At 30.7% G+C, this 24,392-nt stretch carries 26 protein-coding genes; 10 read left to right on the forward strand and 16 right to left on the reverse strand.

What is annotated here, in order from left to right; all coding sequences use genetic code 11:
* Position 1 precedes the first annotated feature (1 nt).
* From ACTTBM_RS00815 to ACTTBM_RS00855, 9 genes are all read right to left on the reverse strand, one after another.
* On the reverse strand, positions 2-226 hold the full coding sequence (locus tag ACTTBM_RS00815) for a hypothetical protein (protein ID WP_440634319.1): 225 nt from the start codon (positions 224-226) through the stop codon (positions 2-4).
* Complete coding sequence (locus ACTTBM_RS00820; protein ID WP_440634320.1) at positions 223-426, reverse strand: hypothetical protein; 204 nt, start codon at positions 424-426, stop codon at positions 223-225. Before ACTTBM_RS00820 ends, ACTTBM_RS00815 begins: the two co-directional genes overlap by 4 nt.
* Positions 427-428: 2 nt before the next feature.
* The gene (locus ACTTBM_RS00825; protein ID WP_440634321.1) at positions 429-611 is read right to left on the reverse strand and encodes a hypothetical protein; all 183 of its coding nucleotides are present in this window, start codon (positions 609-611) and stop codon (positions 429-431) included.
* Positions 611-754, reverse strand: coding sequence for a hypothetical protein (locus ACTTBM_RS00830; RefSeq protein ID WP_440634322.1), 144 nt, complete (start codon positions 752-754; stop codon positions 611-613). The genes ACTTBM_RS00825 and ACTTBM_RS00830 overlap by 1 nt, the downstream gene beginning before the upstream one ends.
* A gap of 16 nt (positions 755-770) precedes the next feature.
* The gene (locus tag ACTTBM_RS00835; RefSeq protein WP_440634323.1) at positions 771-2,423 is read right to left on the reverse strand and encodes a tyrosine-type recombinase/integrase; all 1,653 of its coding nucleotides are present in this window, start codon (positions 2,421-2,423) and stop codon (positions 771-773) included.
* Positions 2,424-2,636: 213 nt separating this feature from the next.
* Entirely contained in the window at positions 2,637-3,788 is a 1,152-nt protein-coding gene (glpD, locus tag ACTTBM_RS00840) for a glycerol-3-phosphate dehydrogenase (RefSeq protein WP_440634324.1), read from the reverse strand.
* Between the two features lie 54 nt (positions 3,789-3,842).
* Positions 3,843-4,811: a 2OG-Fe(II) oxygenase family protein gene (locus tag ACTTBM_RS00845; protein WP_440634325.1), complete on the reverse strand. Its 969-nt coding sequence runs from the start codon at positions 4,809-4,811 to the stop codon at positions 3,843-3,845.
* On the reverse strand, positions 4,808-5,761 hold the full coding sequence (locus tag ACTTBM_RS00850; protein WP_440634326.1) for a DMT family transporter: 954 nt from the start codon (positions 5,759-5,761) through the stop codon (positions 4,808-4,810). The genes ACTTBM_RS00845 and ACTTBM_RS00850 overlap by 4 nt, the downstream gene beginning before the upstream one ends.
* A 40-nt stretch (positions 5,762-5,801) precedes the next feature.
* Entirely contained in the window at positions 5,802-6,269 is a 468-nt protein-coding gene (locus tag ACTTBM_RS00855) for a thioesterase family protein (protein ID WP_440634327.1), read from the reverse strand.
* Between the two features lie 43 nt (positions 6,270-6,312).
* On the opposite strand from ACTTBM_RS00855, the gene ACTTBM_RS00860 reads away from it, so the two are divergent.
* Positions 6,313-6,711: a GFA family protein gene (locus tag ACTTBM_RS00860; protein ID WP_440634328.1), complete on the forward strand. Its 399-nt coding sequence runs from the start codon at positions 6,313-6,315 to the stop codon at positions 6,709-6,711.
* Positions 6,712-6,718: 7 nt separating this feature from the next.
* Here the strand turns inward: ACTTBM_RS00860 and ACTTBM_RS00865 are convergent, their stop codons facing one another.
* Positions 6,719-7,744, reverse strand: coding sequence for a quaternary amine ABC transporter ATP-binding protein (locus tag ACTTBM_RS00865; RefSeq protein WP_440634329.1), 1,026 nt, complete (start codon positions 7,742-7,744; stop codon positions 6,719-6,721).
* A 120-nt stretch (positions 7,745-7,864) separates the two neighbouring features.
* On the opposite strand from ACTTBM_RS00865, the gene ACTTBM_RS00870 reads away from it, so the two are divergent.
* Positions 7,865-8,596, forward strand: coding sequence for a class II aldolase/adducin family protein (locus tag ACTTBM_RS00870; RefSeq protein ID WP_440634330.1), 732 nt, complete (start codon positions 7,865-7,867; stop codon positions 8,594-8,596).
* Positions 8,596-9,735 (forward strand): TauD/TfdA family dioxygenase, encoded by a 1,140-nt coding sequence (locus tag ACTTBM_RS00875; RefSeq protein ID WP_440634331.1) that lies wholly within the window; start codon positions 8,596-8,598, stop codon positions 9,733-9,735. The genes ACTTBM_RS00870 and ACTTBM_RS00875 overlap by 1 nt, the downstream gene beginning before the upstream one ends.
* On the opposite strand, the gene ACTTBM_RS00880 is transcribed toward ACTTBM_RS00875, so the two are convergent.
* From ACTTBM_RS00880 to ACTTBM_RS00890, 3 genes are read right to left on the reverse strand one after another with little or no spacing between them, the layout of a single operon-like run.
* Positions 9,732-11,162 carry an aldehyde dehydrogenase family protein gene (locus ACTTBM_RS00880; RefSeq protein ID WP_440634332.1) on the reverse strand — a complete coding sequence of 477 codons (1,431 nt, stop codon included), beginning with the start codon at positions 11,160-11,162 and terminating at the stop codon, positions 9,732-9,734. The genes ACTTBM_RS00875 and ACTTBM_RS00880 overlap by 4 nt on opposite strands.
* 21 nt (positions 11,163-11,183) lie before the next feature.
* Positions 11,184-12,125: an NAD(P)-dependent oxidoreductase gene (locus ACTTBM_RS00885; RefSeq protein ID WP_440634333.1), complete on the reverse strand. Its 942-nt coding sequence runs from the start codon at positions 12,123-12,125 to the stop codon at positions 11,184-11,186.
* The gene (locus ACTTBM_RS00890) at positions 12,125-12,994 is read right to left on the reverse strand and encodes a DMT family transporter (RefSeq protein ID WP_440634334.1); all 870 of its coding nucleotides are present in this window, start codon (positions 12,992-12,994) and stop codon (positions 12,125-12,127) included. Before ACTTBM_RS00890 ends, ACTTBM_RS00885 begins: the two co-directional genes overlap by 1 nt.
* A gap of 59 nt (positions 12,995-13,053) precedes the next feature.
* Here ACTTBM_RS00890 and ACTTBM_RS00895 point away from each other — a divergent pair, with 59 nt between their 5' ends.
* The 6 genes from ACTTBM_RS00895 (at position 13,054) to ACTTBM_RS00920 (ending at position 19,524) form a co-directional block, all read left to right on the forward strand.
* The gene (locus ACTTBM_RS00895) at positions 13,054-13,800 is read left to right on the forward strand and encodes a maleate cis-trans isomerase family protein (RefSeq protein ID WP_440634335.1); all 747 of its coding nucleotides are present in this window, start codon (positions 13,054-13,056) and stop codon (positions 13,798-13,800) included.
* A complete protein-coding gene (locus tag ACTTBM_RS00900; RefSeq protein WP_440634336.1) occupies positions 13,800-14,969 on the forward strand; it encodes a M24 family metallopeptidase in 1,170 nt (389 codons plus the stop codon). Before ACTTBM_RS00895 ends, ACTTBM_RS00900 begins: the two co-directional genes overlap by 1 nt.
* 45 nt (positions 14,970-15,014) lie before the next feature.
* Complete coding sequence (locus ACTTBM_RS00905; protein ID WP_440618131.1) at positions 15,015-16,100, forward strand: ABC transporter ATP-binding protein; 1,086 nt, start codon at positions 15,015-15,017, stop codon at positions 16,098-16,100.
* A gap of 116 nt (positions 16,101-16,216) precedes the next feature.
* On the forward strand, positions 16,217-17,335 hold the full coding sequence (locus ACTTBM_RS00910) for an extracellular solute-binding protein (RefSeq protein ID WP_440634337.1): 1,119 nt from the start codon (positions 16,217-16,219) through the stop codon (positions 17,333-17,335).
* Between the two features lie 69 nt (positions 17,336-17,404).
* Positions 17,405-18,667, forward strand: a complete 1,263-nt coding sequence (locus ACTTBM_RS00915; protein ID WP_440634338.1) for an ABC transporter permease — start codon at positions 17,405-17,407, stop codon at positions 18,665-18,667.
* Between the two features lie 2 nt (positions 18,668-18,669).
* Positions 18,670-19,524, forward strand: a complete 855-nt coding sequence (locus ACTTBM_RS00920; protein WP_262590369.1) for an ABC transporter permease — start codon at positions 18,670-18,672, stop codon at positions 19,522-19,524.
* Between the two features lie 2 nt (positions 19,525-19,526).
* Here ACTTBM_RS00920 and ACTTBM_RS00925 read toward each other — a convergent pair whose 3' ends face one another.
* A complete protein-coding gene (locus ACTTBM_RS00925; protein WP_440634339.1) occupies positions 19,527-20,654 on the reverse strand; it encodes a thiolase family protein in 1,128 nt (375 codons plus the stop codon).
* 105 nt (positions 20,655-20,759) lie between these two features.
* On the opposite strand from ACTTBM_RS00925, the gene ACTTBM_RS00930 reads away from it, so the two are divergent.
* Positions 20,760-22,982 carry a 3-hydroxyacyl-CoA dehydrogenase NAD-binding domain-containing protein gene (locus ACTTBM_RS00930; protein ID WP_440634340.1) on the forward strand — a complete coding sequence of 741 codons (2,223 nt, stop codon included), beginning with the start codon at positions 20,760-20,762 and terminating at the stop codon, positions 22,980-22,982.
* Here the strand turns inward: ACTTBM_RS00930 and ACTTBM_RS00935 are convergent.
* Together ACTTBM_RS00935 and ACTTBM_RS00940 are read right to left on the reverse strand one after the other, a co-directional pair.
* Entirely contained in the window at positions 22,975-23,625 is a 651-nt protein-coding gene (locus ACTTBM_RS00935) for a peptidylprolyl isomerase (protein ID WP_440634341.1), read from the reverse strand. The genes ACTTBM_RS00930 and ACTTBM_RS00935 overlap by 8 nt on opposite strands.
* Positions 23,622-24,350, reverse strand: coding sequence for a putative zinc-binding metallopeptidase (locus tag ACTTBM_RS00940; RefSeq protein ID WP_440634342.1), 729 nt, complete (start codon positions 24,348-24,350; stop codon positions 23,622-23,624). The genes ACTTBM_RS00935 and ACTTBM_RS00940 overlap by 4 nt, the downstream gene beginning before the upstream one ends.
* Positions 24,351-24,392 lie beyond the last annotated feature (42 nt).

Below are 24,392 nucleotides of genomic sequence, written 5' to 3' on the forward strand. Positions count from 1 at the left end.
TCTAGCTACAGAAAAATCGAATATCAGGACATCTGAAAAAGATACCTTCAATAAAAGTATATTTAATTATGTGAAGATAAATCACTCCAAATATAAAACCACCTATACTCATAAAAATAGCATCACGATCAAATTTCTTATGAACAAACAAACTCACAAGAAACATGTATATACCAACTAAAAAAACCATTGATGCAAAAGCAAAAGGCAATTCAACTAGTATCATTTAGCAACGGCCTTTTTGCTGTGTTGGTGATAACAGTCAAAACAAATGGGCTGATCTTCTACTTCGAATTCTGAAAAATAGATCTTCTTGTCTGTTTTAATCTTTTTCTCATTTCCACAAAAACCACAACGGGCTATTCTATTTTTTTTATCAAATTCTTTTGCAATACCATCAGAGCTATTAATATTATACCAGGCCATTATTACCCAAATGCTGTTCCTAGAACAAAAATAATTCCAATAAGAATTGCAATACCTATTACTATTTTGTGTGTTGAGCTATTTTCTAATTTTTCTTTTTCTTCGCCAGATTTATTATCGACAAAAGCAAGCCAAGCAATTCCTATGAAGAAAATAGCAAAAACTATTATTACAGGCCACGCCATTATATATGGCCTCCTGACCAAGCGATAACTAGTAGTACACCAGCAACACCAAACACAACTAATAACTTTTCTTTTCTATCTAAATCTGATTTTTTTAGTGCAAACCCAATTACTGCTAAAATAATTAATACTATCCAAATCATTAAAACAAGATAACATTCAATTTAAAGTCTTACCAGTAAAGTCAAACAAATCACTTACTTGATCAGCATTGTGGATAACTTCGTTTTCATACTGGTGTGAGTAAGCTTCATCAAATACGTCCTCATCTTCATGACCAGTTAATGCCATTGCAGCTTTTTTGTTACCCAGTTTAGTTTCTGCAAGTGTTGCATAAGTTTTTCTAAATGATTTTATTGCACCTTTAGCAATACCAGCTTCTTCTTTGATGGCATTCCAAGCTCTAGTTACAGTTTTAATTCTTGTTTCATAAGAATCTAAATAATCTGGTGCATCATTGTTATTTTTTGTAACCATTATAGATGGAAACAACCAAGGCACTTCTTGCATCCTCTCCATACCAATTCTGTGCTTTTGCTGCTGGATCAAATTTATTATCTGCTGCACTACTTTGGTTTTACTAATAAAAGACTCATTATTTGTTTTAGTAATTGAACTAGGCATTATGATTTTTCTCTCTTTTATGTAGCTCAATCTAAGTCTACTAACTTCTCTAAACCTTCTGCCAGTTTTCATAAGAAATAGTATTAACTCTGCTGCAATAGGAAAATACTCACGAAGTTGCATACAAGCTTCTTCAATTTTTCTGCATTCATCAATGGTAAAAATAAATTGATTATATTGCGTAGATCTACAGGCACTAACTTCAGGTCGCTTAATAACTATTAGTTGCGCTGGGTTAATACCAGGATTATCTCCAAGATATCCTTTTTCTTTTGCATAATTATGAAGCCAACCTAGTGATCTTTTTGCACTTCGTTTTCTACCAAAACTGTTAAATCTATTTAGAAATTTACGCATCAGGCCATAACTTAGGTCTGTCACTAAGTGTTCTGACAACTTGTCATCTATAAGTGACCTAGCACCAGAATAATTTGGTCTTTGTTTAGGATCTACTTTCCAAAAGTGTTTTGGATCACCTGGTGGATATTTTTTAAAGAATTGATCCCAGTTGGTGATGGGTTTCACGTTTTTGATAAATCCAACATCTTCGTTTACCAAATGTGGTCTTTCTCTAAAGGTCATTCTGCCTTTACCATTATCATCTGAGAATTTTAGAAACTGAGTTCTTTTATTGTAGCCAATTAGATCTCTAGTAATATCTCGCATAGTGCTAAGATTTAGTGTTCCCTCTCTATATACTCTAGGAAGGTGATCTATATAAGCTTCTATTATGCACTTTTTGATAGTTGGAATTGTAACAACTTCTTTAAAACTCTCTGTGATTTTTTTGTGCTTTTCCTTTAGGTAGATACCAGGATTAATATTCCATTTATTATTATCACTTTTATTTGGAATAAATTTATCCTGACCTTTATCATCTTTTATACAAGTGGTGCCGTTAGCAACTTCTGCAATAATTGCGCTTACTTGCTTACATTGTACCTTTTTGAAGTTACCAATTTTAATTGGCATAAAACGTTTATTGTCAAATCTGCCATGAAGATAAAATGATTTTTCACCACTTTTAAGTATTCGCAGCTTCAAGCCATACAGTATGTCACCTTTAGATAACTTAAAGTTTAATTCAATACAGTTTGATTTTTTAAAGTCGAAATCAGCAGCTTTGATTTCTTTAATTGCAGCATTTGTAAAATCCAACGCTACCAAAGATCTATGTACTTTTGACATATCTTTTCTCCTTACAATTTACATTTGTTTAGAAGACTGATCGCACAACATGCTTCAAAACTCACGTAAACACAGGCGTAAAGGGAAAGTATAGATTATAGAGGGAAGTCTAGAATTTTCGACCGATCCCACTTTCGTAAATCTTTGATTTTAACGACGAGTTATGTATCGCTTTATAAAATAACGATATCACTTTTTAATAGCAGTGGAAATCTAAAAAAGCTTCTTTTTATCTGTCCATGGGCCTTTTTTAGTTTTGGGTAAAAACTTTTTAAGGTCTAATAGGACTTTCTCAGATAACTTTCTGTATGTAGTAAGTTTTCCTCCATAAATGTTTAAAAGTGGTAATTTGTTTACAATTTGTAAATCAAAAACATAATCTCTTGTAACTTTTGAGGCCTCTTTAAAATCCTCTATTAAAGGTCTTACTCCTGAATATGTATCAACTATATCTTTTTTACTAATTTGTTTTTTTAAATAATTATTTACGGACCGAATTAAGTATTGAGTTTCTTGTTTTGATATTACAGTATTTTCTGGCGATTTAACTTCCACCTCAGTTGTTCCAATTAATGAAAATTGCTTTTTATAAGGAATTACAAATATTATTCTTTTATCTGTATTTTGAAATGTAAATGCAACATCTTCTTTATATAATTTCTTAGTAATGATGTGACTTCCTTTAACTAATCTTATTTTATTTTTAGATTTTATTTTTATATTTTTATGCAAAGTTTCATTTATCCATGGTCCAGACGCATTTATTAAAACTTTCGATTTTATTTTTTTTCTATTTTGAAGACTAATGACCCATTCATTGTTAATAATTTCAGCTTTTTTAACCTTGTTGTATTCTAGAATTTTGGCTTTATTTCTTTTTGCATCTTGAGCGTTTAATTTTGTTAACTTTTTATCATCAATTTGAATATCATAATATTGAAAACCTGTTTTGTATTTTTCTTTAAGAATATTTGGAAATTTTTTATTAAGATCTAATCTTTTTGATTTTGGAATGCTAGTTTTTCCACCCAAATTATCATACAAAAGCAAACCAAATTTAACTAACCATGCTGGTCTAATTTTATCAGTATGAGGAATAATAAATGGAATTGGTTTTGAGATGTTTTTTGCAATTCTGTAAACAATTTCTCTTTCTTTAAGAGACTCTCTTACTAATTTAAATTCATAATTTTCTAAATAACGAAGGCCACCATGAATTAATTTTGTTGACCAAGAAGAAGTTGCGCCTCCTATCTCACCTTTATCAACTAAACATACCGACAAACCTCTTCCAGCAGCATCTCTTGCTATACCAGCTCCATTTATACCGCCACCTATTATGAATAAATCAAATACTTTAGACATCAAACTGAATTGTTTATAAAATGTAATAATAATTTTTCAACGACTTAAATTATTTTAACGCTGGTATTCGATAAATTTTTTTAAAGATTGATTTAAAAATTTTTCATAAATCATACCTGTGTTAGAATATTTTTTTGAATTAAGGAAAGATTTATTCATTTTAAAGTCATAAGAGGGCTCAAAGAAGAATGGAACGGAAAGTCTCTTGCTTTTATTCCATAGTACTCTGTGATTTGTAGCTTTAAATTTACCTTTACTTAAAAACTCTAAAGCTCTTCCTGTATTAACTACCAAAGCTTTTTTATTAAATGGCACATCATACCATTTTTTCGTTTTTCTATTCTGTACTTGAAGACCACCTTTTTTATCTTGGTATAGAACTGTAAATATTCCACTATCTACATGCGTTTCACATCCAAGTGCAACTCCATCTTGTTTTGATATCTCCACTGGCCTTGTTTGATTTGGATAATAATTAAATCTTAAAGTACTTAAAGTTTTTAACCTTGAAAAAGCTTTTTTTGAAATATTTGGATCAAGTTTATTTAATTTAATTACACTTTTAAATAAAGTTTCACTTAAATTGTAAATATCTTCAAAATATTTATTCAAAGCCTTAATAGAAGTTTTGTTAAAACATTTATTTAGATCTAAATATTCAATGTATTGGTTTCTAGTTTTTGAAGAATATTTCTTGGTAATTTTTAAATCTCCTATATCCAAACCTTCTTTTCCATTTACATCATTTGGAAAATAACCTCTGTAAAGATTGCTATTTTTTTTATTCCATTTTTTTGGTGATAATTTCCTTTTTTTACTGTCTGACAAATTGAAGAACTTGTTTCCTATTCCACATATTTTATTAATTTCTTTCAAATTAAGACCATGTCCAGTCACTTGAAAAAAACCTATATTTACACAAGCTTTCTCAATTTCTCTAATTGCTTTTAACGCACTCAGGGTCTCGAAATTATTTTTTATAAGTGATGATATATTAATTGTGGGTATATAATTTTTGGTCATCTTCTAACAGGTGTTTCTGTAGCAATGTACTGCTCTCTGACTTTCTCTCTTAAATATATGTATATTCCAGCCGCTATTATACAGGCAACACCTAAAAATGTTCTTCCAGATGGAATCTCGTTAAATAGGAAATACCCTGGTATCATCGACATTATAATTAGAGAGTATTCAAACAAAGAAACAACCGATGGAGATGCAACTATGTATGCAGAAAATATACAAAGAAAAGCAATTGATGCTGCTACACCAAAAAATAATATAAATTTCCATGTGTAATCAAAGTTAGAAAACCATTCTCTAAAAATAAATTGAGTTGTTGGATCAAAATTAGAATTGTTAAACTGACCATTGCCCATAAAGAGATAAATAGCTCCACATAATATGAGCGCAATTAAATAGAAATAAAATAGTTGAGTGTTTACATCATCTTTGTCAGAGGTATATTTTGTAATTGTCATAGAGGCTGCATAAAAAAATGCACATCCAACTGGAAGTAGACTTTTGTATTCAAAATCTGAAAAATTTGGATCTAAAACTATAAACACACCAATAAAACCAAATACAATTGCAGACCATCTTCTAATTCCAATAAATTCCTTTAAAAAAAATTTAGCAAAAATTGATACAAAAAAAGGGCAGGAGAAAAAAAGTGCATTAGCTGTTGCTAATGGCATGTAAGTTAGAGAAATAAAAAATGCTGAAAAAGCCAAAAAGTGTAAAACTACCCTTACCAAAGTTAATATTGGATAGTGAGTTTTTAAACTAACCTTTTGCTTTTTAAATTTGATGTAGCAAAACAGTAAAATTGCAGCAACAAAGTATCTGCCAAAAAAAATTTCATATAATGCTGCTTTTTCAAATATAAATTTGATTAGTGAGTCCTGCATTGCAAATAAAGTCATTGCAATAATAATAAGAATAATTCCTTTAGAGTTATTGTCGGTACTCATTTCGCACCTATACCAAAATAAGATAATGAATAATATTTAATTATTTCTTCAGTTTTGAAGAGAATAAAAGATTTTCATTTGAAAATTCAGCTTTATTTTCCTTTATAAAAGAAGCCATCAACTTCAAATTTTCTTCTTCGAATTCTGTCACCTTTCTTTTGCTGAGATCAATATATAGAGATATCCATTCCATTGATGCCGAGATTTTTTTTGTCTCTTTTGTAATCATTTCCATTTTTAAATGTAATCGTTTTTTATCATGGTCAAAATAAGCAAGGTTTATATCAACGGATTCACCTTCTTTGACCTCATTAAGATATTTAGTGTTTGTTTCAACAACCATAGTGCTTCTATTAAGATTTTTTGCTGCACTTGCTCCCATTTTAAATTTTTCAAGTGCCACTTCCCATGCTTCATCAAATATTAAAACATAATAAGCCATGTTCATATGATTATTATAATCAACCCAGTTCTTTGTGATATTGAAGCTTTTAAGAAAAACTGACATTTAATTTTTTAATTTAATATTAATATCATATAATAAAGTTTTTATGAAAAAAGTATTAACAGCCAGTTGTTTATGCAAAGGTGTAAAATTTAAAACACTTAATAAACTAAGAAGTGTATCAAATTGCCATTGTGTACAATGTAGGAAAACTCATGGTGTATTTGGTGCCTATACAAATATTAAAGACAAAGAACTTAAATTTTTAAACAAAACTACTTTAAAATGGTTTAAGTCATCTAAGAATTCCAAGAGAGGTTTTTGCAATAAATGTGGAGCAAGTATATTTTTTAAAGTTGATAAATCTGACAATGTTTCAATTTCTGCAGGAATGTTTGATGGTAAAACAAAACTAAAAACTTTTAGAAATATATTTGTAAGTTCAAAATCAGATTTTTATCAAATCAATGACAAACTTCCAAAATATAAAAGATTTGCTAAATAAAATTATTTTAAGATTTAGTTAAAGAAGATTGTAATTCTTGATTAGTAATATAACCCTTAATATTACCGTTCTTATCAACTACTTCACAATTTGAGTCTGAACAAACTATTTGAGGTAAAAATTCTTCAATAAATTGATCTTCATTTACTTTAATAACGTTTGATTTATCTATATTTTCAGACTCATTTAAATTTTTCATAATTATTTTTGCTTTGATTACTTTTGCTCTATTCACATCTTTAACAAAAGCTTTTACGTAATCATCTGCAGGGTTCATTATAATTTCTTCTGGCGTTCCAACTTGTACTAATTTTCCAGAATTTAAAATTCCAATATGGTCACCTAATCTCAATGACTCATCAAGATCATGAGTAATAAATACAATTGTTTTTTTTAATTCTGATTGAAGATCAATAAGTTGTTTTTGCATATCACTTCTTATTAGTGGATCTAGAGCACTAAAAGCTTCATCCATCAACATTATATCCGTATCTGTTGCTAATGCTCTTGCCAAACCAACTCGCTGTTGCATTCCTCCAGATAATTGATTTGGATATTGATTTTCAAATCCATTTAATCCAACAGCATCAATTTTTTCCATTGAGATTTTATTTCTCTCATCTTCAGACTTACCTTGCATTTCCAAACCATATCCAACATTTTGTAAAACTGTTTTATGTGGGAATAAACCAAACCTTTGGAAGACCATACTCATTTTGTGTCTTCTAAACTCAATTAGCTTTTCTTTATCAAGCGACATCACATTTGTGCCTTCAACCAAAATTTCACCATCAGTTGGATCTATAAGTCTATTTAAATGTCTAATTAATGTAGATTTTCCTGAGCCCGAAAGACCCATGCAAACAAATGTTTCACCTTCTTCAATTTTAAGAGAAACATTATCTAATCCAACTGTATGCCCAGTTTTTTCTAATATTTCGTCTTTAGTTGAACCTTCCTTCACCATTGGAAGTACTGATTTTGGATTATTACCAAAGATTTTATAAACGTTGTTGATTTCGATTTTTGACATCAATTAAGTTCTAACAGTTCATGGCGCACAATGTAAAACAATTTCTATACAACTTTTAATTGATTTTTCTAAATTCGATTTTGTTTGATTTTGTTAGTCATTTAAATAATCATTCAATTTATGAGCAAATCAGATCATGATGTTCGATGCGAACTATCAGCACTTTATAGAATTTTACACATGTATGGGATGACTGATTTAGCTAATCAATGTGCAGGAGCTAGATCAGCTGAAGATAAAGATTGTTCTTTTGTTCATCCTTATGGAATGTTTTATGAAGAGATTACAGCATCCTCTTTAGTAAAGATTGATAAAGATGGAAGAAAAATAAATTCAGATGGACCATGGTTAAATGATGGTTGTATTAATCTTGCACAATGGATTTTTAATTCACGTTCTGATGTTAACTTTTATGTTCACGGACACGCTAACGATGTTATGGCAGTTGGAGGAACTAAAGAAGGTTTGATGCATCTTTCACAAGCAGCAGTCTATTTAAATCATTTAATTGGATATATCGATTATGAATTTGTTGAGGACAAAGATTTTGGAAAAAAATTTGAAAATCTTATAGGCAAGCACGATATTTTAATTACAAGAAATCATGGATACTACACGGTAGGTAAAACTGCTGCAGAAGCATTTTTTAGAGCTTATTATTTAGAACAAGCATGCACTGTTCAAGTTAAAAACTTATCTATGGGATTAAGTAAACATGAAATAGACAAACAAAAAGCTGCTTATTTTTGGGACAATATGAGTAGTTCAGATGATTATAATTATGATGGAAAAACAGAGTGGGCTGCTTTATTAAGAAAATTAGATCGTGAAAATTCAGATTATAAAAGTTGATGGAACAAAATTATAAAATTGAAAATATAACTAAAAATTCTACTAATTTAGAAGTTGATTGGAGTGATGGAAAAAAAAGTAAGTTTAATTATTTGTGGTTAAGAGACAATTGTCCTACAGCACATGATAAAGATTCTCGTCATAGAATGTTTAACATTCTCAAAGTATCTAAAGATATAAATCCTAAAAAATTTTCTTTGAACAATGATGGTAAGCTCCAAATTGAGTGGAGTGAAGGAGATCATGTTAGTTATTATGATCAAAAATGGCTGAGAGATAATTGTTATACAATTAAAAACAATTTAGAATACAAATCACCCTACAAGCTTTGGGACAATTCTCTTCAAGATCACTTAAAAACTGTAGAGATTGATCATGATGAGATTATTAATTCAGATGAAGGATTAATAAAATGGTTGGAACTTTTGCATCATACTGGAATTGCAATTGTAAAAAATGCACCGACAGATGAGAACTCTGGGTTTAAAGTTTTAAATAGAATTAGTCATACTAGAGAAACTTTTTTTAAAACTCCATTTGAGGTAATTAATATTCCAAAACCAAATAATTCTGCCTACACAGCTCATGCTCTTAGAAATCATATGGATTTACCTTGGTTTGAAACACCTCCAGGATATCAATTTCTTCACTGTTTAGTTAATTCTGCAAGTGGAGGAGATTCCTCAGCTGTAGATGGATTTGCAGTAGCAGATTATTTAAGAAAAAATGAAAAGGAAATTTTTGATACACTAGTTAATGTTCACCTTAAATTTAGAGATATGGATTATACACAAGAGTCAGTAAGAAGTTATTACGCTCCAGCAATTTCTTTAACTAAAGATAATGATTATCATGATATTAGATTTAGTGTTGCAACTATGGATGCTTTAGATTGCCATCCTGATTTAATGGACAAAGTTTATAAAGCTCATCATCGATTTGGAAATTTATTACACGATGATAAATTTCAAATTAAATTTAGATTAGGGCCAGGAGATATATTTACTTTCAACAATAGAAGGTTGCTTCATGGGAGAACTGAATTTGATCCAAATTCAGGTCATAGGCACCTTCAAGGATATTACATGGATCGTGATGAAATTATTGGAAGATTAAGGTATTTGAGAAATTCAAATTAATTCCAACCAGTTACGTTTTTTACCTCTAAAAATTCTTCTAATCCCCAAACTCCTCCTTCTCTACCATTTCCAGATTGTCTGTAACCACCAAAAGGAGTTCCAACATCAGCTGCATTACCGTTTATATATACACATCCTGATCTTAATTTTTTAGCAACTCTATGTGCTTTTTCTTTATCATCGGTTTGAATATAATTTCCTAAACCATAAGAAGTATCGTTTACAATTTTCACTGCTTCATCTTCAGTATCAAACGGAATAATTGATAAAACAGGCCCAAAGATTTCTTCCTTTGCAATTCTCATCTCATTAGTAACATCTGTGAAAATAGTTGGTTTGATAAAATATCCTTTATTTAAACCATTTGGCAATTCTGGTCCTCCAGCAGCCAAAGTTGCTCCCTCAGAAATTCCACTTTCAATAAGATTTATAATTTTATCGTACTGAACTTTTGAAATTACAGGACCAATGTGATCACCTTTTTTAGTTGCTTGATCAACTTTAATTTTATTAGCTTCATCAACGGCTTCTTTTACTGCTCTTTCATAAATAGATTTTTCAACCAACATTCTGGTAGGTGCATCACATGATTGTCCTGAATTACTCATTACATTTCTGATACCATCTCTAACTGCATCTTTATAACTGTCAGCAAAAACAATATTTCCACCTTTGCCTCCAAGTTCTAAACAAACCCTTTTAATTGTATCAGCAGCATTTTTAGAAATTAATTTCCCAGCCCTTGTTGAACCTGTAAAAGAAACCATATCAATATCAGGATGACTTGAAATATCTGTTCCAACTCCAGCACCATCACCATTTACTAAATTAAAAACTCCTTTTGGAAATCCAGCTTCATCAATCATTTCAGCAAATAGCATTCCTGATAACGGAGCAATTTCTGAGGGTTTTAAAATCATTGTACAACCAGTTGCAAATGCTGGAGCAACTTTAAGAGCAATTTGATTTATTGGCCAATTCCACGGAGTTATTAATCCACAAACTCCAATTGGTTCATAACAAATATGGTTATTTGATTTTTCATCAAAATGTTCTTCAAAGTTAAAATTTTTAAGTCTTAATATAAAATCTTCTAAATGATCTCTTCCTGATGCTGTTTGAACATCAGTTGACCAATCCATTGGAGCACCCATTTCCAATGAAATAGCTTCTGCCATTTCATTAAATCTTTTTTTATAAATAGTTAATAATTTTTCTAATAATTTAATTCGTTCCTCTTTTGAGGTTTCTTTCCAAGTTTCAAATGCTGTTTTTGCAGCTTTTACTGCTCTATTTGTATCTTCTGTAGACCCTAGAGAAATTACTGCACAAGGATCTTCATTACATGGATTGATAACATCAAAGTCATTTTTTTTAATTGGATCTACCCATTCACCATCAATATAAAATTTTCTTTTATCTAACATAATTTTATTTTAGCATACAATTTAGATTTCATATCCTTTTTCCTCAGGCTCATTATCAACTAATTCTTCTGGAAAACCTTTGGCTCTAAAATCAATATTGTTTAAATCTTCCATCCTTTTTACGATCATAGAAGACCAGGCTCTAGATCCATATTTTTTTTGTCCATCTTTAAATATCTCAACAATTTTTGGAGATATCTCTAATGGAGCATTTAACTTTTTGGCAAGATCATCAAATAATCCTGTATCTTTTAAAACTAAATCCATTGTAAAGTTTATATTATAAGAACCATTTAAGATTACTTGACTTTCTGTTTCGTGAACAAATGAATTACCTGAGGATGCAGCAATCCCTTTAAATGTTTTTTCAAGATCTAGGTTAGATTTTTTAGCAACTGTCCAAGCCTCTCCTAAAGCTACCAAATGCACTGAAGCTAAATAATTTGTAATTACTTTGAGAGTACTTGCTGTACCCAATTCACCAGTATGTAACACTTTTCTTCCCATGACCGTTAAAACAGGCAAAATTTTTTCAAATGCTTTTCTTTCACCACCTACAAAAATTGCAATATTTCCAGTTGCAGCTCTATGACAACCACCACTTACAGGGCCATCTAAAGGTATAGCATTTTTTACAATTACTTTTTCTCCAATTCTCTTTACTTCAGCTTCATCAGTAGTGCTCATTTCAAGCCAGATTTTATTTTCAGAAAGGCCTTGAAGTACTCCATCTTCAGCTTCCATAACTTCTGCGCTTACTTTTAGAGATGGCAAAGAAGTAATTATAAGATCAACTTGTTCTGCAAGTTCTTTTCCAGAGTTTGCAACTTTTGCACCAGAACTTTTAAATTGATCTGTTAAATTTTGATCTACGTCTCTTACTGTTAAGTCAAACCCATTTCTTAATAAACTTCCTGCAAGTTTAGCACCCACATTTCCTAAACCAATAAAACCTATCTTCATTATTTTACCTCTTCTTTTTTATTTTTTGTAAAAACTATTAATATGACACCAACAATTATTATTGCTCCACCAATGAATAGTTCTTTGGTTGGTTCTTCTCCTAAAAGAAAAATTGCAGCCAACAATCCAGTTGGAGGAATTCCCATAGTTACAATTGGTAGAACTTTATAAATAGGATTATTTTTTATGACATAATAAAAACAACCATATGTTACTGGCTGCATTATAAAACCAATGTAGATTGCAATTATCCAATGATCAATTTTTGCATTAGTGATATAATTTATAGTATTTCCATCAATGATTGCTGATAGTAATATTAAAATTGGACCAGAAAATAATGCCATCCAAGCAACTAATGCCAAAGGATTTATTTCTTTACTTAAAGGTTTCACCATCACTTGCCCAAGAGCCCAAATAGCTGAGCCTAGTATCGTCAATCCAATACCAATAATTTTTCCATCTAAATTTGGTGATCCAGTTAAAACGTAAACACCGATAAACGCTATACCAATACCAATTAAAGCTCTAACTGTTGGTTTCTCTTTAAGCATAAAGTAAGCAAAAATAACTCCAAACGGTACTTCCATTTGAACTAATAAAACTGCAGAAGATGCATCAATCAAGTCTAAACCTGAGTAAGTAATACTGTACTGTAGAGTATTAGCTACTAAAGAAGCTATGAAGATTTTTAGCAAGTAGCCCCTTGGTACTGGAAACCACCAGACTAAAATTGATGCCGCAAATACAAATCTTAAACCCATTAATAAAATTGGTGGAAAAGATTCGAATGCTGGTTTTGCAATGACAAATCCAAAGCCTAAAAAAATAGGAACCAACGATGCAATGAAGGTATCTTTTAAATTCATGTCGTTAATTTAATATTAATGATTATTAAAGAACTTCTGATATATTCATCTTTTAAAATATGAATTCAACAAAAATAGATCCAAAATATATTAGTAAATCTAATCCAAGAGTTGGCTTAATAGCTCTTGCAAGTGATTTTATGATTGAGAGAGATTTCATTAATGTCATAAAAGACAGGGAAATTGATTTTTTTGTTAACCGTATTGAGTGTTACAATCCATTAACTCGAGAAAACCTGATTAAAATGTCTAATAAAGTAACTGAAGTTGCAAAAGATATTTTACCAGATCAAGATATTGATTGTGTTGTTTATGGTTGTACCTCTGGGACCATTGCAGCTGGATATAATTCTATTGAACAAAAAGTAAAAGCAGCAAAACCAATGGCTGATGTTACAACGCCTAGCACTGCAGCAATTAAAGCTTTAAAAAAATTAAATATAAATAAAATTTCTTTGTTCACACCTTATAGTAAAAAACTAAATGATGAGGTTTTAGATTATTTTAAAACAGAGGGATTTGAAATTACCTCTAATTCTTACTTTGATATCGAAGCTGATTATGACATTGGTAAAGTAGATCAAGATTATTTATATGAAGTATTATCTAAAATTGATTTAAATGGGGCAGAGGCTTTGTTTGTTTCGTGTACAGCATTACCCGTGTTGCCAATTATTGATAAGCTTGAAAAAAAATTAAACACAGTAGTTTTATCTAGTAATCAAGCATTAATTTGGGATACACTTGTAAAAATAAATAAAAATAACTCTGTTGAGGGATTTGGAAAACTATTTGAGGCAAACTAATGTCATTTACTAAAGAAGAATATAAACAAAGATTAAAAAAAGTTCAAAAAATGATGCAAGAAAAAGGCATCGAACTTTTAATTTCTCATGACACAAATAATTTATATTATCTAACTGGTTATGACGCTTGGTCTTTTTATTATGCTCAATGCGCTATTGTTCATGTAAATGCTGATGAGCCATTATGTTTTGTTAGAGCTCAAGATGCAGGAGGAGCTTACATAAAAACTTATTTAAAAGATGAAAATATTTTAGTGTATGACGAAGAGTACATTCACACTTGGCCAAAACATCCTTACGATAGATTGGTTGAAATTATCAAAGAGAGAAAATGGGACAATCTATCAATCGGCTTAGAAATGGATGCTCACTATTTTACAGCTTTTTGTTATGAAAAAATAAAACAAGGTTTGCCAAATGCCAAAATCAAAGACAGTGATCGATTGGTGAATTGGGCAAGATTTACAAAATCTGATGCAGAAATAAATTACATGAAATCTGCTGCAAAAATTTCAGAACAAGGAATGAAAACTGCAATGGAAGTTATTAAACCTGGTGTAAGGCAGTGTGATGCAGTTGGTGAAATTCAAAAAGCGCTTTTTTATGGGACAGAAGAATTTGGAGGAGAATATTCAAGTATTGCAACTCTACTTCCAACAGGAAAAGGCACTTCTGCTTCACATTTGACCGCTACTCAAGATAAATTTGTTGAGGGAGAAGCAACAATTATTGAGCTTTCTGGAGTTTATAAAAGATATCATGCGCCAATGGCTAGAACAGTGTTACTTGGAAAACCCAATCAATTAAAAATCGATACGATGAATAAAACTATTGAAGCCTTAAACTCAGGAATTGAAGCGATTAAAGCAGGAAATACGGTAGATGATGTTGCACAAGCTTTTTGGAAAATACTTGATAAATACGGCATCGAAAAAAAATCAAGAACTGGTTATTCTATAGGAATTGGCTACCCTCCTGATTGGGGAGAGCATACTCTTAATATATATAAAGGAGACAAAACAGTTCTTCAGCCAAATGTTTGTTTTCATATGATTGCTGTGATGCAATTTGGTGACTGGGGTGTTGAGGCGTCTGAGGCTATTAGGGTTACAGAAAATGGTTCAGAGTTATTTTGTAATTTTCCAAAAGAGCTTCATATCAAGAGTTAATTTACTATTGAATTCTACTTTCACAAATGTTTAATAATCAATTTTATGTCAAAAAATCCAGAATTCGTAAAATTTGATAAAGTAGATAAAAGTTATGACGGTAAAGTACTCGTCGTTAAAGATCTTCAATTAGATATTGCTGAAGGTGAATTTATAACGATGCTTGGGCCATCTGGTTCAGGTAAAACAACTTGTCTAATGATGTTAGCTGGATTTGAAACTCCAACTAATGGAGAAATTTTATTAGACGGAAATATTATTTCAAACATTCCGCCTCACAAAAGAGGAATTGGCATGGTGTTCCAAAATTATGCACTGTTTCCTCACATGACAGTTTATGAGAATTTAGCCTTTCCTTTAAGAGTAAGAAAAGTTGAAAAAGATGAAATTGATAAAAAAGTAGATAAAGCTTTGTCGATGGTTTCTTTAAATGGATTTGAATCTAGAATGCCGGCACAACTTTCTGGAGGACAACAACAAAGGGTTGCAGTTGCAAGAGCACTTGTGTTTGATCCAGCTGTTGTTTTAATGGATGAGCCACTTGGTGCATTAGATAAAAATTTAAGAGAGAGCATGCAGTATGAAATTAAACATATCCATGAAAGCATTGGTGTCACTGTTGTATATGTTACTCATGATCAAAGTGAAGCTCTTACGATGTCAAACAGAATAGCTGTGTTTAATGATGGTAAAGTTCAACAGTTATCTGATCCAGCAGAACTATATGAGAAACCAGTAAATTCTTTTGTTGCAGAATTTATTGGTGAAAATAATACATTCAATGGCGAGGTCTCTGATATAGATAAGGATAAATGTAAAGTTAAATTAGGTAATGCAGAAATATTAGCTAATCCTATTTCAGTAAAATCAAAAGGTGAAAAAACTACAGTATCTTTAAGACCAGAAAGAGCGTTGATAAATCCAACTGATAAAATGGATAATATGTTCACTGGAAAAATTGAGGAAGTAATTTACCATGGTGACCACACAAGAGTTAGATTAGACTTACTTGGTAGTTCTGAGTTCATTTTAAAAGTACCAAACAGCACCTCTAACCTTGAGCTAAAAGTAAAAGAAGATATCAATATTGGTTGGAACAGTGTTGATGCTAGAGCTTTAGATCCTAAATAATTTTAATTAAATATCCAAAATAACATTAGATAAAATGAGCTGTTGACTTCACTTGCTCATTTTGGTGTACTTTATTTATATAAATTAATTTATATTAACGTTTAAACGGAGGAATAATGAAAAAATTAAGTAAATTATTACTTGCTCTTTCTTTTGCTCTTTCAATAACTTCATCAGCATTTGCAGTTACTGTTGCATCTTGGGGTGGAGCTTATACAGAGTCTCAAAAGTTAGGGTATGGTGATCCAACTGCTAAGGCACTAGGAGTAGAAATCAACTGGGTTGATTACTCTGGTGGTTTATCAGAAATTAAAGCACAAAAAGAAGCAGGTGCTATTACTTGGGATATCATAGACTTATTTGCATTCGATACAATTAACGGATGTGATGAAGGTTTATTTGTTAAATTTGATTTTGACAAAGATTTCCCAGCTGCTCCAGATGGAACTCCTGCAAGTGAAGACTTCTTCACAGAAATGCCTAGTGAATGTGCTGTAGGAAACATCTTGTATTCTTGGAACTATGCTTTTGATACAAGAGCATTCGGTGGTAAAGAGCCTAAGTCAATTAAAGACTTCTTTAACACTAAAAAATTCCCAGGAAAAAGAGCAATCTATACTAGTGCTTTAACTAATTTAGAAATTGCTTTAGCTGCGGATGGCGTGAAGTTAGGTGACGGCGGAACTAGAGTTTACAGAAAACTTTTAGAAGACGGTGGAATCGACAGAGCGTTAAACAAAATTAAGAAACTTTGTACAGATCCAAATGGTGGATGTGTATTCTGGTCTGCAGGTGCTCAACCACCTGAATTATTAGTTGCTGGTGAAGTTGTTATGGCAACTGGTTGGAACGGAAGATTCTTTAATGCTGAAGTTGGTGAAGGTGCTCCAATTAAACAAGTATGGGATGGTCAAGGTCTTGACTACGAATACTTTGCTTTAGTTAAGGGTGGTCCAGATGAAGCGAATGCTAAAAAAGCTTTAGCTATGATGACTAACACTGAAATGTTAGCTGGTAGCGCGAAGTACATTGCATACGCTCCATGGAGAAAATCTTCTCTTGATGTAATCACTGCTGGTGAGCCATGGTACAAAGATGGCAAAACAGAAATGATGCCTCAAATGCCAACTGCTCCTGCTAACACTAAAAACTATTTCTTAGTAGACCCATTCTTCTGGGCTGACTATGGAACAGAGATTGGTGAGAAGTGGGAAGCTTTCAAAGCAGGCCTATAATTTCAGTTTTAATCACTGAATTTATATAATATATTTAGGGCGGTTATTAATTAACCGCCCTATTTTTTTATGAGCTCTGAAGCAAAACAAATTTTAACAACTGACGGAATACCATTAGAGGTCAGTTTGAAGAAAGCCGAACGGAAGAATAAGGTTAAAGCCTTTCTTCTAGTTGCTCCTTTGTTATTATTTTTAGTCATCACTTATATATTTCCAATTGGAGAAATGTTTACGAGAAGTATTGATGACAAAATGATTACAAATATGCTTCCTAAAACATTTAAGGAAATGGAAAATTGGGATGGACAAGAACTACCTCCCGAAGAAGTTTTTTCTGCTTTTTATTATGACTACAAAGCTCTTGTTGAAAAACAAGAACACGGAAAACTTGGTCAAAGACTAAATAAAGAAAAAAATGGTTTTAATTCAACAACTAAAAGATTGTTTAGGAATATTAAACGAAAAAAGATTGACGAAAGCGCTAGTATCAAAGAACAGATGATGAAGGTCCATAAAAACTGGGGTAAAGTTGAGTACTGGCAAGCTATAAAAAGGACAGCGCCACCATATACATTAGCTAAATATCTAAAAGGTATGGATATGTATTATGCTGCCGATGGAAGTATCGCTCAAGTAGATGAAGATAGACGAATTCATAGAATTTTATGGTTAAGAACGCTTGAAATTGCATTTTTTGTAACCTTATTTTGCTTTGCAATGGGTTATCCTATTGCTCATTTATTAGCAACATTGCCAATGAAGTACTCAAATCTATTAATGATTTGTGTTCTTCTCCCATTTTGGACTTCATTATTGGTCAGAACTGCAAGTTGGATGATTTTATTACAGCAACAAGGAGTCGTTAATGATTTCTTTGTCATGATAGGATTAGTTGCAGACGATAAGAGGCCTGAAATGATGTACAACAAAGTTGGTACTTATGTGGCGATGACACAGATATTGTTACCTTTTATGGTTCTTCCACTTTACAGTGTTATGAAAACAATTTCTCCAAGCTTAATGAGAGCTGGAAAATCTTTAGGAGGAACACCTTTTGTTGCTTTTTGGAAAGTTTATTTCCCATTAACTATTCCAGGTATAGGAGCGGGATGTTTATTAGTATTTATATTGGCAATTGGATATTACATTACTCCAGCATTAGTAGGAGGCGCCTCTGGAACTTTGATAAGTAACCAGATTGCATACCATATGAAAACAACTTTAGACTGGAGCTTTGCATCTGCAATGGGATTGATGTTGTTAACTGGAGTTTTAGTTGTGTATTGGATTTATAACAAATTAGTTGGAGTTGATAATATTAAATTAGGATAAAGATGGCATTACCAAGTTATACAGAAACTCGTTATAGAATTTGGCATTATGTTTATTTAGCTATTTGTGCTTTTGTATTTTTCTTTTTAGTTGCACCTTTATTCGTAATATTTCCATTATCTTTTAATGCTGAAGAATTTTTAGTTTTTTCTGAAGGAATGAAAAATCTTGATCCTGATGCCTTTTCTCTAAGATGGTACAAGGATATGGTTTATGGAACCAAAAACCCATGGGGACTAGCTGCAAAAAATAGTTTTATAATTGCAATATTTGCAACGATAGGATCGATAATACTTGGGACACTAGCTGCGTTAGGTTTAAGCAGTAGGCACATGCCTTATAAGGGAATTATAATGGCTACTTTAATTTCACCAATGATTGTTCCATTAATTATATCAGGTGTTGCAATATTTTTTTTCATGGCAAAAGTTGGTTTAGCAGCAACACATACTGGAATAGTTTTTGCTCATATAATCCTAGGAACTCCATTTGTTGTAATTACTGTAACTGCAACATTATCAGGATTTGATCATAGTGTAACAAGAGCGGCATCAAGCCTAGGAAGCAACCCCGTAAACACTTTTATGAAAATTACTCTTCCATTGATATTACCAGGTGTAATTTCAGGAGGTTTATTTGCATTTGTAACTTCATTTGATGAAGTGGTTGTAGTTTTATTTCTTGCTGGTTTAGAAAATACTACAATTCCAGTACAAATGTGGACTGGTTTAAGAGAGCAGCTTAGTCCAACAATTTTAGCTGTTGCAACATGTTTAATTATTCTTTCAACTTTAATTTTAATTAGTGCAGAATTATTAAGAAGAAGATCTGAAAGATTAAGAGGAATTAATAGATAAAATTAAATTGCTTCAATTATTGTTGCAATTCCCATTCCTAAACCAATACATTGAGTAGCAAGAGCGTATTTTTTATTTTCTCTTTTTAAAAGTTGTGCAGCTTTTCCTGTTATCCTTGCACCTGTTGCTCCCAAAGGATGTCCTAAAGCAATTGCACCCCCATCTAAATTTACTTTATTAATATCTATTTCTAAATCTTTGATACAAGCTAGTGATTGAGATGCGAAAGCTTCATTTAACTCCACAATATCAATGTCTTTTATTGAAATTTTAGCTCTATCCAAAGCTTTTTTAGTTGCTGAAATTGGTCCTAAGCCCATATAGTTTGGATCACATCCTTCAACAGCAGTGGATTTTATTCTACCAAGAATTTCTAAATCATTCTCTATAGCAAAATTTTCTTCACATATCAGTGTTGCAGCAGCTCCATCAGTTAGAGGAGATGAAGTTGCAGCTGTTACCGTTCCATTTTGATCAAATACTAACTTTAAACTATCTAGTTTTTCCATTGTACTATTAGGTCTAATATTTTCGTCTGTTTCACAATCACCTATCTTAGTAATTTCACTTTTGAATTTATCTTTTTGTTGGGCTTCATTTGCTTTTCTATGACTTTCTAAAGAGAACTCTTGTTGTTCTGTTCTTGAAATATTATATTTTTTTGCAACATTCTCAGCAGTAATTCCCATAGATAAATATAAATGTGGATTTTGTTTTTCTTCATCAGAATAAGGGTAGGGTAAAGGATCAAAGCCAGTTCTAACTCTAGTCATGCTTTCAACACCTCCACAAATAAATATCTTACCTGATCCCATTGCTATTTTTCCTGCCGCAATATGAATTGCCTCCATTGAAGATCCACACCATCTGTCTACAGACATACCAGGAACTCTCATATCTAGATCTGATAAAAAAGTTACTAATCTTCCAATATTAAAACACTGTTCACCAACCTGAAAAGCGCAACCAATAACAACATCATCAATTTCTTTTGGATTAATTTTTGATTGTGAAACAAGATTTTTTATTACTTCAGCTAGCAGATTAACTGGTTTTATATCTATTAATTTTCCTTTATTTGCCATTGCAAAAGGTGATCTGGAGTAACCAGCTATTACTGAATTGTACATTTTTCTCTTTAATATTGTGTTAATTTATATAGCTTACCAATTTAATTAATCAGGAAATTTGTCTTATTTCAAGTTTTTGATTAATTCAATAAAAGTTTATTATTTATGGATATAAAAAAAGTAGTTGTTATTGGATCTGGTACGATGGGTAGTGGAATTGCAGCGCACCTGTGTAACGCAAATGTACCTGTAACTCTTTTAGATTTAACAACTGAAATATCTGAAAAAGCTAGAGACAGAATTCACAAATCAAGACCTCCATTACTTTTAGATAAAACCAAAATTGAAAATATTAAAGTTGGAAATATTAATGACAATTTCGATGTAGTAAAAGAAGCTGATTGGGTTGTTGAGGCTGTTGTTGAAAGAATTGATATAAAGCATAATATTTATGAAAAAATATTTAAGAACAGAAAACAGGGGGCAATTGTTTCATCAAACACATCATCTATCCCAATTAAAGTTTTATCTGAAAAATTAACTGAAGAAGAAAAAAAGGATTTTTGCATAACTCACTTCTTTAATCCAGTTAGATACATGGGATTATTAGAAATTGTAAAAAATGAAAATAATGATTTAAATAAAATCAATTCTCTTAAAAAATTTTGTGAAATTGAATTAGGTAAAGGAGCTATTGTTTGCAATGATACTCCTGGTTTTTTAGGAAATAGAATAGGTGTTTATGCAATGCAGGTAGCAATGACAGAAGCATTTAGAATGAAATTATCAATTGAAGAAGCTGATGCAGTTTTTGGAAGACCAATGGGTATACCTAAAACAGGAGTTTTTGGCTTATATGATCTAATTGGAATTGATTTGATGGCTGATGTTTTAAAAAGCTTTATTAAAGAACTTTCTGACAATGATGAATTTCAAATTGTTGCAAAAGAAATACCACTTGTAAAAAAATTGATTGATAATGGTTACACTGGACGAAAAGGAAAAGGTGGTTTTTACAGAATGAATAAAAGTGGAAACCAAAAAATATTAGAGGCTATCAATTTAGAAACAGGTGAATATACAACCTCCAAAAAAATAGACTTAGGAGTTGAAACTGTAGATATTAATAATTTAATTAATCGAAAAGATAAATATGGAGAATATGCTTGGGAAGTAATTTCTAAAATAATTAAATACGCGTCTTCTTTAGTTCCAGGAATTACAGACAAATTCAACGATATAGATGAAGCAATGAGACTTGGTTTCAATTGGGCAATGGGTCCTTTTGAAATGTTAAAATCAATTGGAGTTGAAAACTTTTTTTCAAGGATAGATAATTTTGAAAATAATAAATTTTTAGAAAATTTATCTAAGTCAAAAGATGAAAACTTTTATGGAGAAAGACAATTATATACTGATATCGAAACACTAGGAAAAATTAGACCAACAGCAATAAAAGTAGACAAAAATAATTCTGCTGAAATTCACCGTTTTAAAGATTTTAATATTGTCGAATTTACTACAAAAGCTTGTGCATTAGATTATGATTCAATGGATGCATTAAAAAATGCAACTGACAAACCACTTATTGTTATGAATGAAAGTATGCAATTTTCTGCAGGTGTGAATTTGAGTTATACGATGAATTTTGCAGACAAGAATGATTTCAAATCTATAGAAAAATTTATTAAATACTTTCAGGATACTTGCAAAACATTAAAGTATTCTAAGCATCCAGTAGTTTCTGCACCTTCAGGTCTTACTTTAGGTGGTGGTTTTGAAGTTTTAGTTCAAAGTAACTTTGTTGCATCACACACAAATATTGTGGTTGGTCTTGTAGAAACAATTGTTGGATTGGTGCCAGCTGGAGGTGGATGTAAAGAAATGTTATGGAGATGGTCACAAACAGAAGAAGCAAAATCTGATCCTGATTATGCACCTTTAAAAGTTTTCGATATCATTGGATACGCGAAAACTGCAACTTCCCCTGTAGAAGCAGAGCCTTTAAAATATTTAAAACCAGAGGATAGAAAAATCATGAATAGAAACAGTCTTTTTGAGGAGGCTAGAAAACTTATCCATGAAAACAACGATTTTGTTCCTCCAGAAGAGTGCAAATTTAATCTATCAGGCAAACCTTTGAAAGAGAAGATGATTAAAGTTTTAGAGAAATTATATAATGAAAAAATTATATTAGATCATGGAATGCATGTTGGAACAGAACTTGCAAATGTTTTAAGTGGTGGTGATACAAATTTAGATAAAACTTTATCAGAAGATGATCTATATAAATTAGAGTTAGATTCTTTTATGAGATTAATAGAAACTAAACAAACTCAAGAAAGAATTAAACACACTCTTTCAACTGGAAAACCTTTAGTTAATTAGTCTCTAACATTCTAAAAGTATTTATATAATCAGGTCTTAGTACATAGATTGCTTTATTCCCTGTTTTAATTTTCTTAAGAATATCTATACCAAACTTTACTTTTCCAAGCGGAGTGTATTCTCCTTGATAAATTGGAATATCTTTCAACGTAATAAAAAATTCACTATCTTCAGAGTCAAATTCAGTTGATCTTGCAAAACCAACACTACCTTCAGTAAATTCAAAATCATCACTAAGTTCTGATTTTAATAATCCTAATCCTGATTTTCCACTTCCAATTTTTGAGTAATCTAAATATTTAATGTTCCCAAATTCAAGATCACCAGCTTGCACCAAAGTATTTTCAACCACCTTATAGAAAGCTGAACCATCATACATTTTTTTTTTAATTAATATTTTAAATCTTTCAACAGCTTTAGGAGAGGTTTCGGGATATAACTCAATAATAACATTTCCACATTCTAAATTCATTACCGCAATATTATCTGGGTTTTTAAAGTTTAATGTATTTAAATCATTGCTGTCTATAAATAGACATTTACTTTTTAATAAAAAAAAAGATGAAAAAGCAGAAACAGCCAAAACTATTAAAAAAATAAATAAAATTTTTTCTGATTTTGATGCCTTAATTGTTTTAATCATAAAATATTTTCATCGATTTTAGATATATTTAATTTAATAAAATTAACCTTATTATTTAATATAGAGTCTTTTTTTATTTTCTCTTCAATCAAATTTTTATTAACCATTAAAAAAGAAAAGATTTCAGCCATATCTTCTGATGGAATTGATTTAGAGTATTCTGTTAAAAAACCATTAGTATTTTTATATAAATCTAAATTCAATCTATCTGAGCAAGTGGAACATTCAGCGTATTCAAAATCAGAATTATTAAATAAAGAAAATTTTTGATCATTAAAATCATCCTCATAACTATTTTGAATCATGTGAAAAATTTCATGATGAATCATTCTTTCAAAATATTTTTCGTTAAAGTTTATGTCTAATATTAAAGTTCTATTTTTATTATCTGGTATTCCGCCAGTATTGATGTTCGAAATAAATAAACCTTCACAAAATACAACATATTTTAAATTTATTTTTTTAAGAAATTTAGAATTGTATCTTTTAATATTTTTCTCAATTGTTGGAAATTTTGTATTAAGATTTTCTTGATTTGTCTTATTGCAAGTAATGTTGTCATCTACTCCTATTTTAAAATCTCCTTTTGTATTTAAATAACGGATATTGTTCTCATTTTTTAGTTTATAGATTTCCAAGTTCGGAATTTTGATTAGATTGTATATTTCATCAGCATTTACATGTGAAAATTGAAATATTAAGATGAATAAAATAATAATTTTCATTAATTTATTATAGACGAATTAGATTAGATAATATTATCTTAG

Origin of the sequence: Candidatus Pelagibacter sp. HIMB1746 (assembly GCF_052047555.1) — a bacterium.
Taxonomy (GTDB): domain Bacteria; phylum Pseudomonadota; class Alphaproteobacteria; order Pelagibacterales; family Pelagibacteraceae; genus Pelagibacter.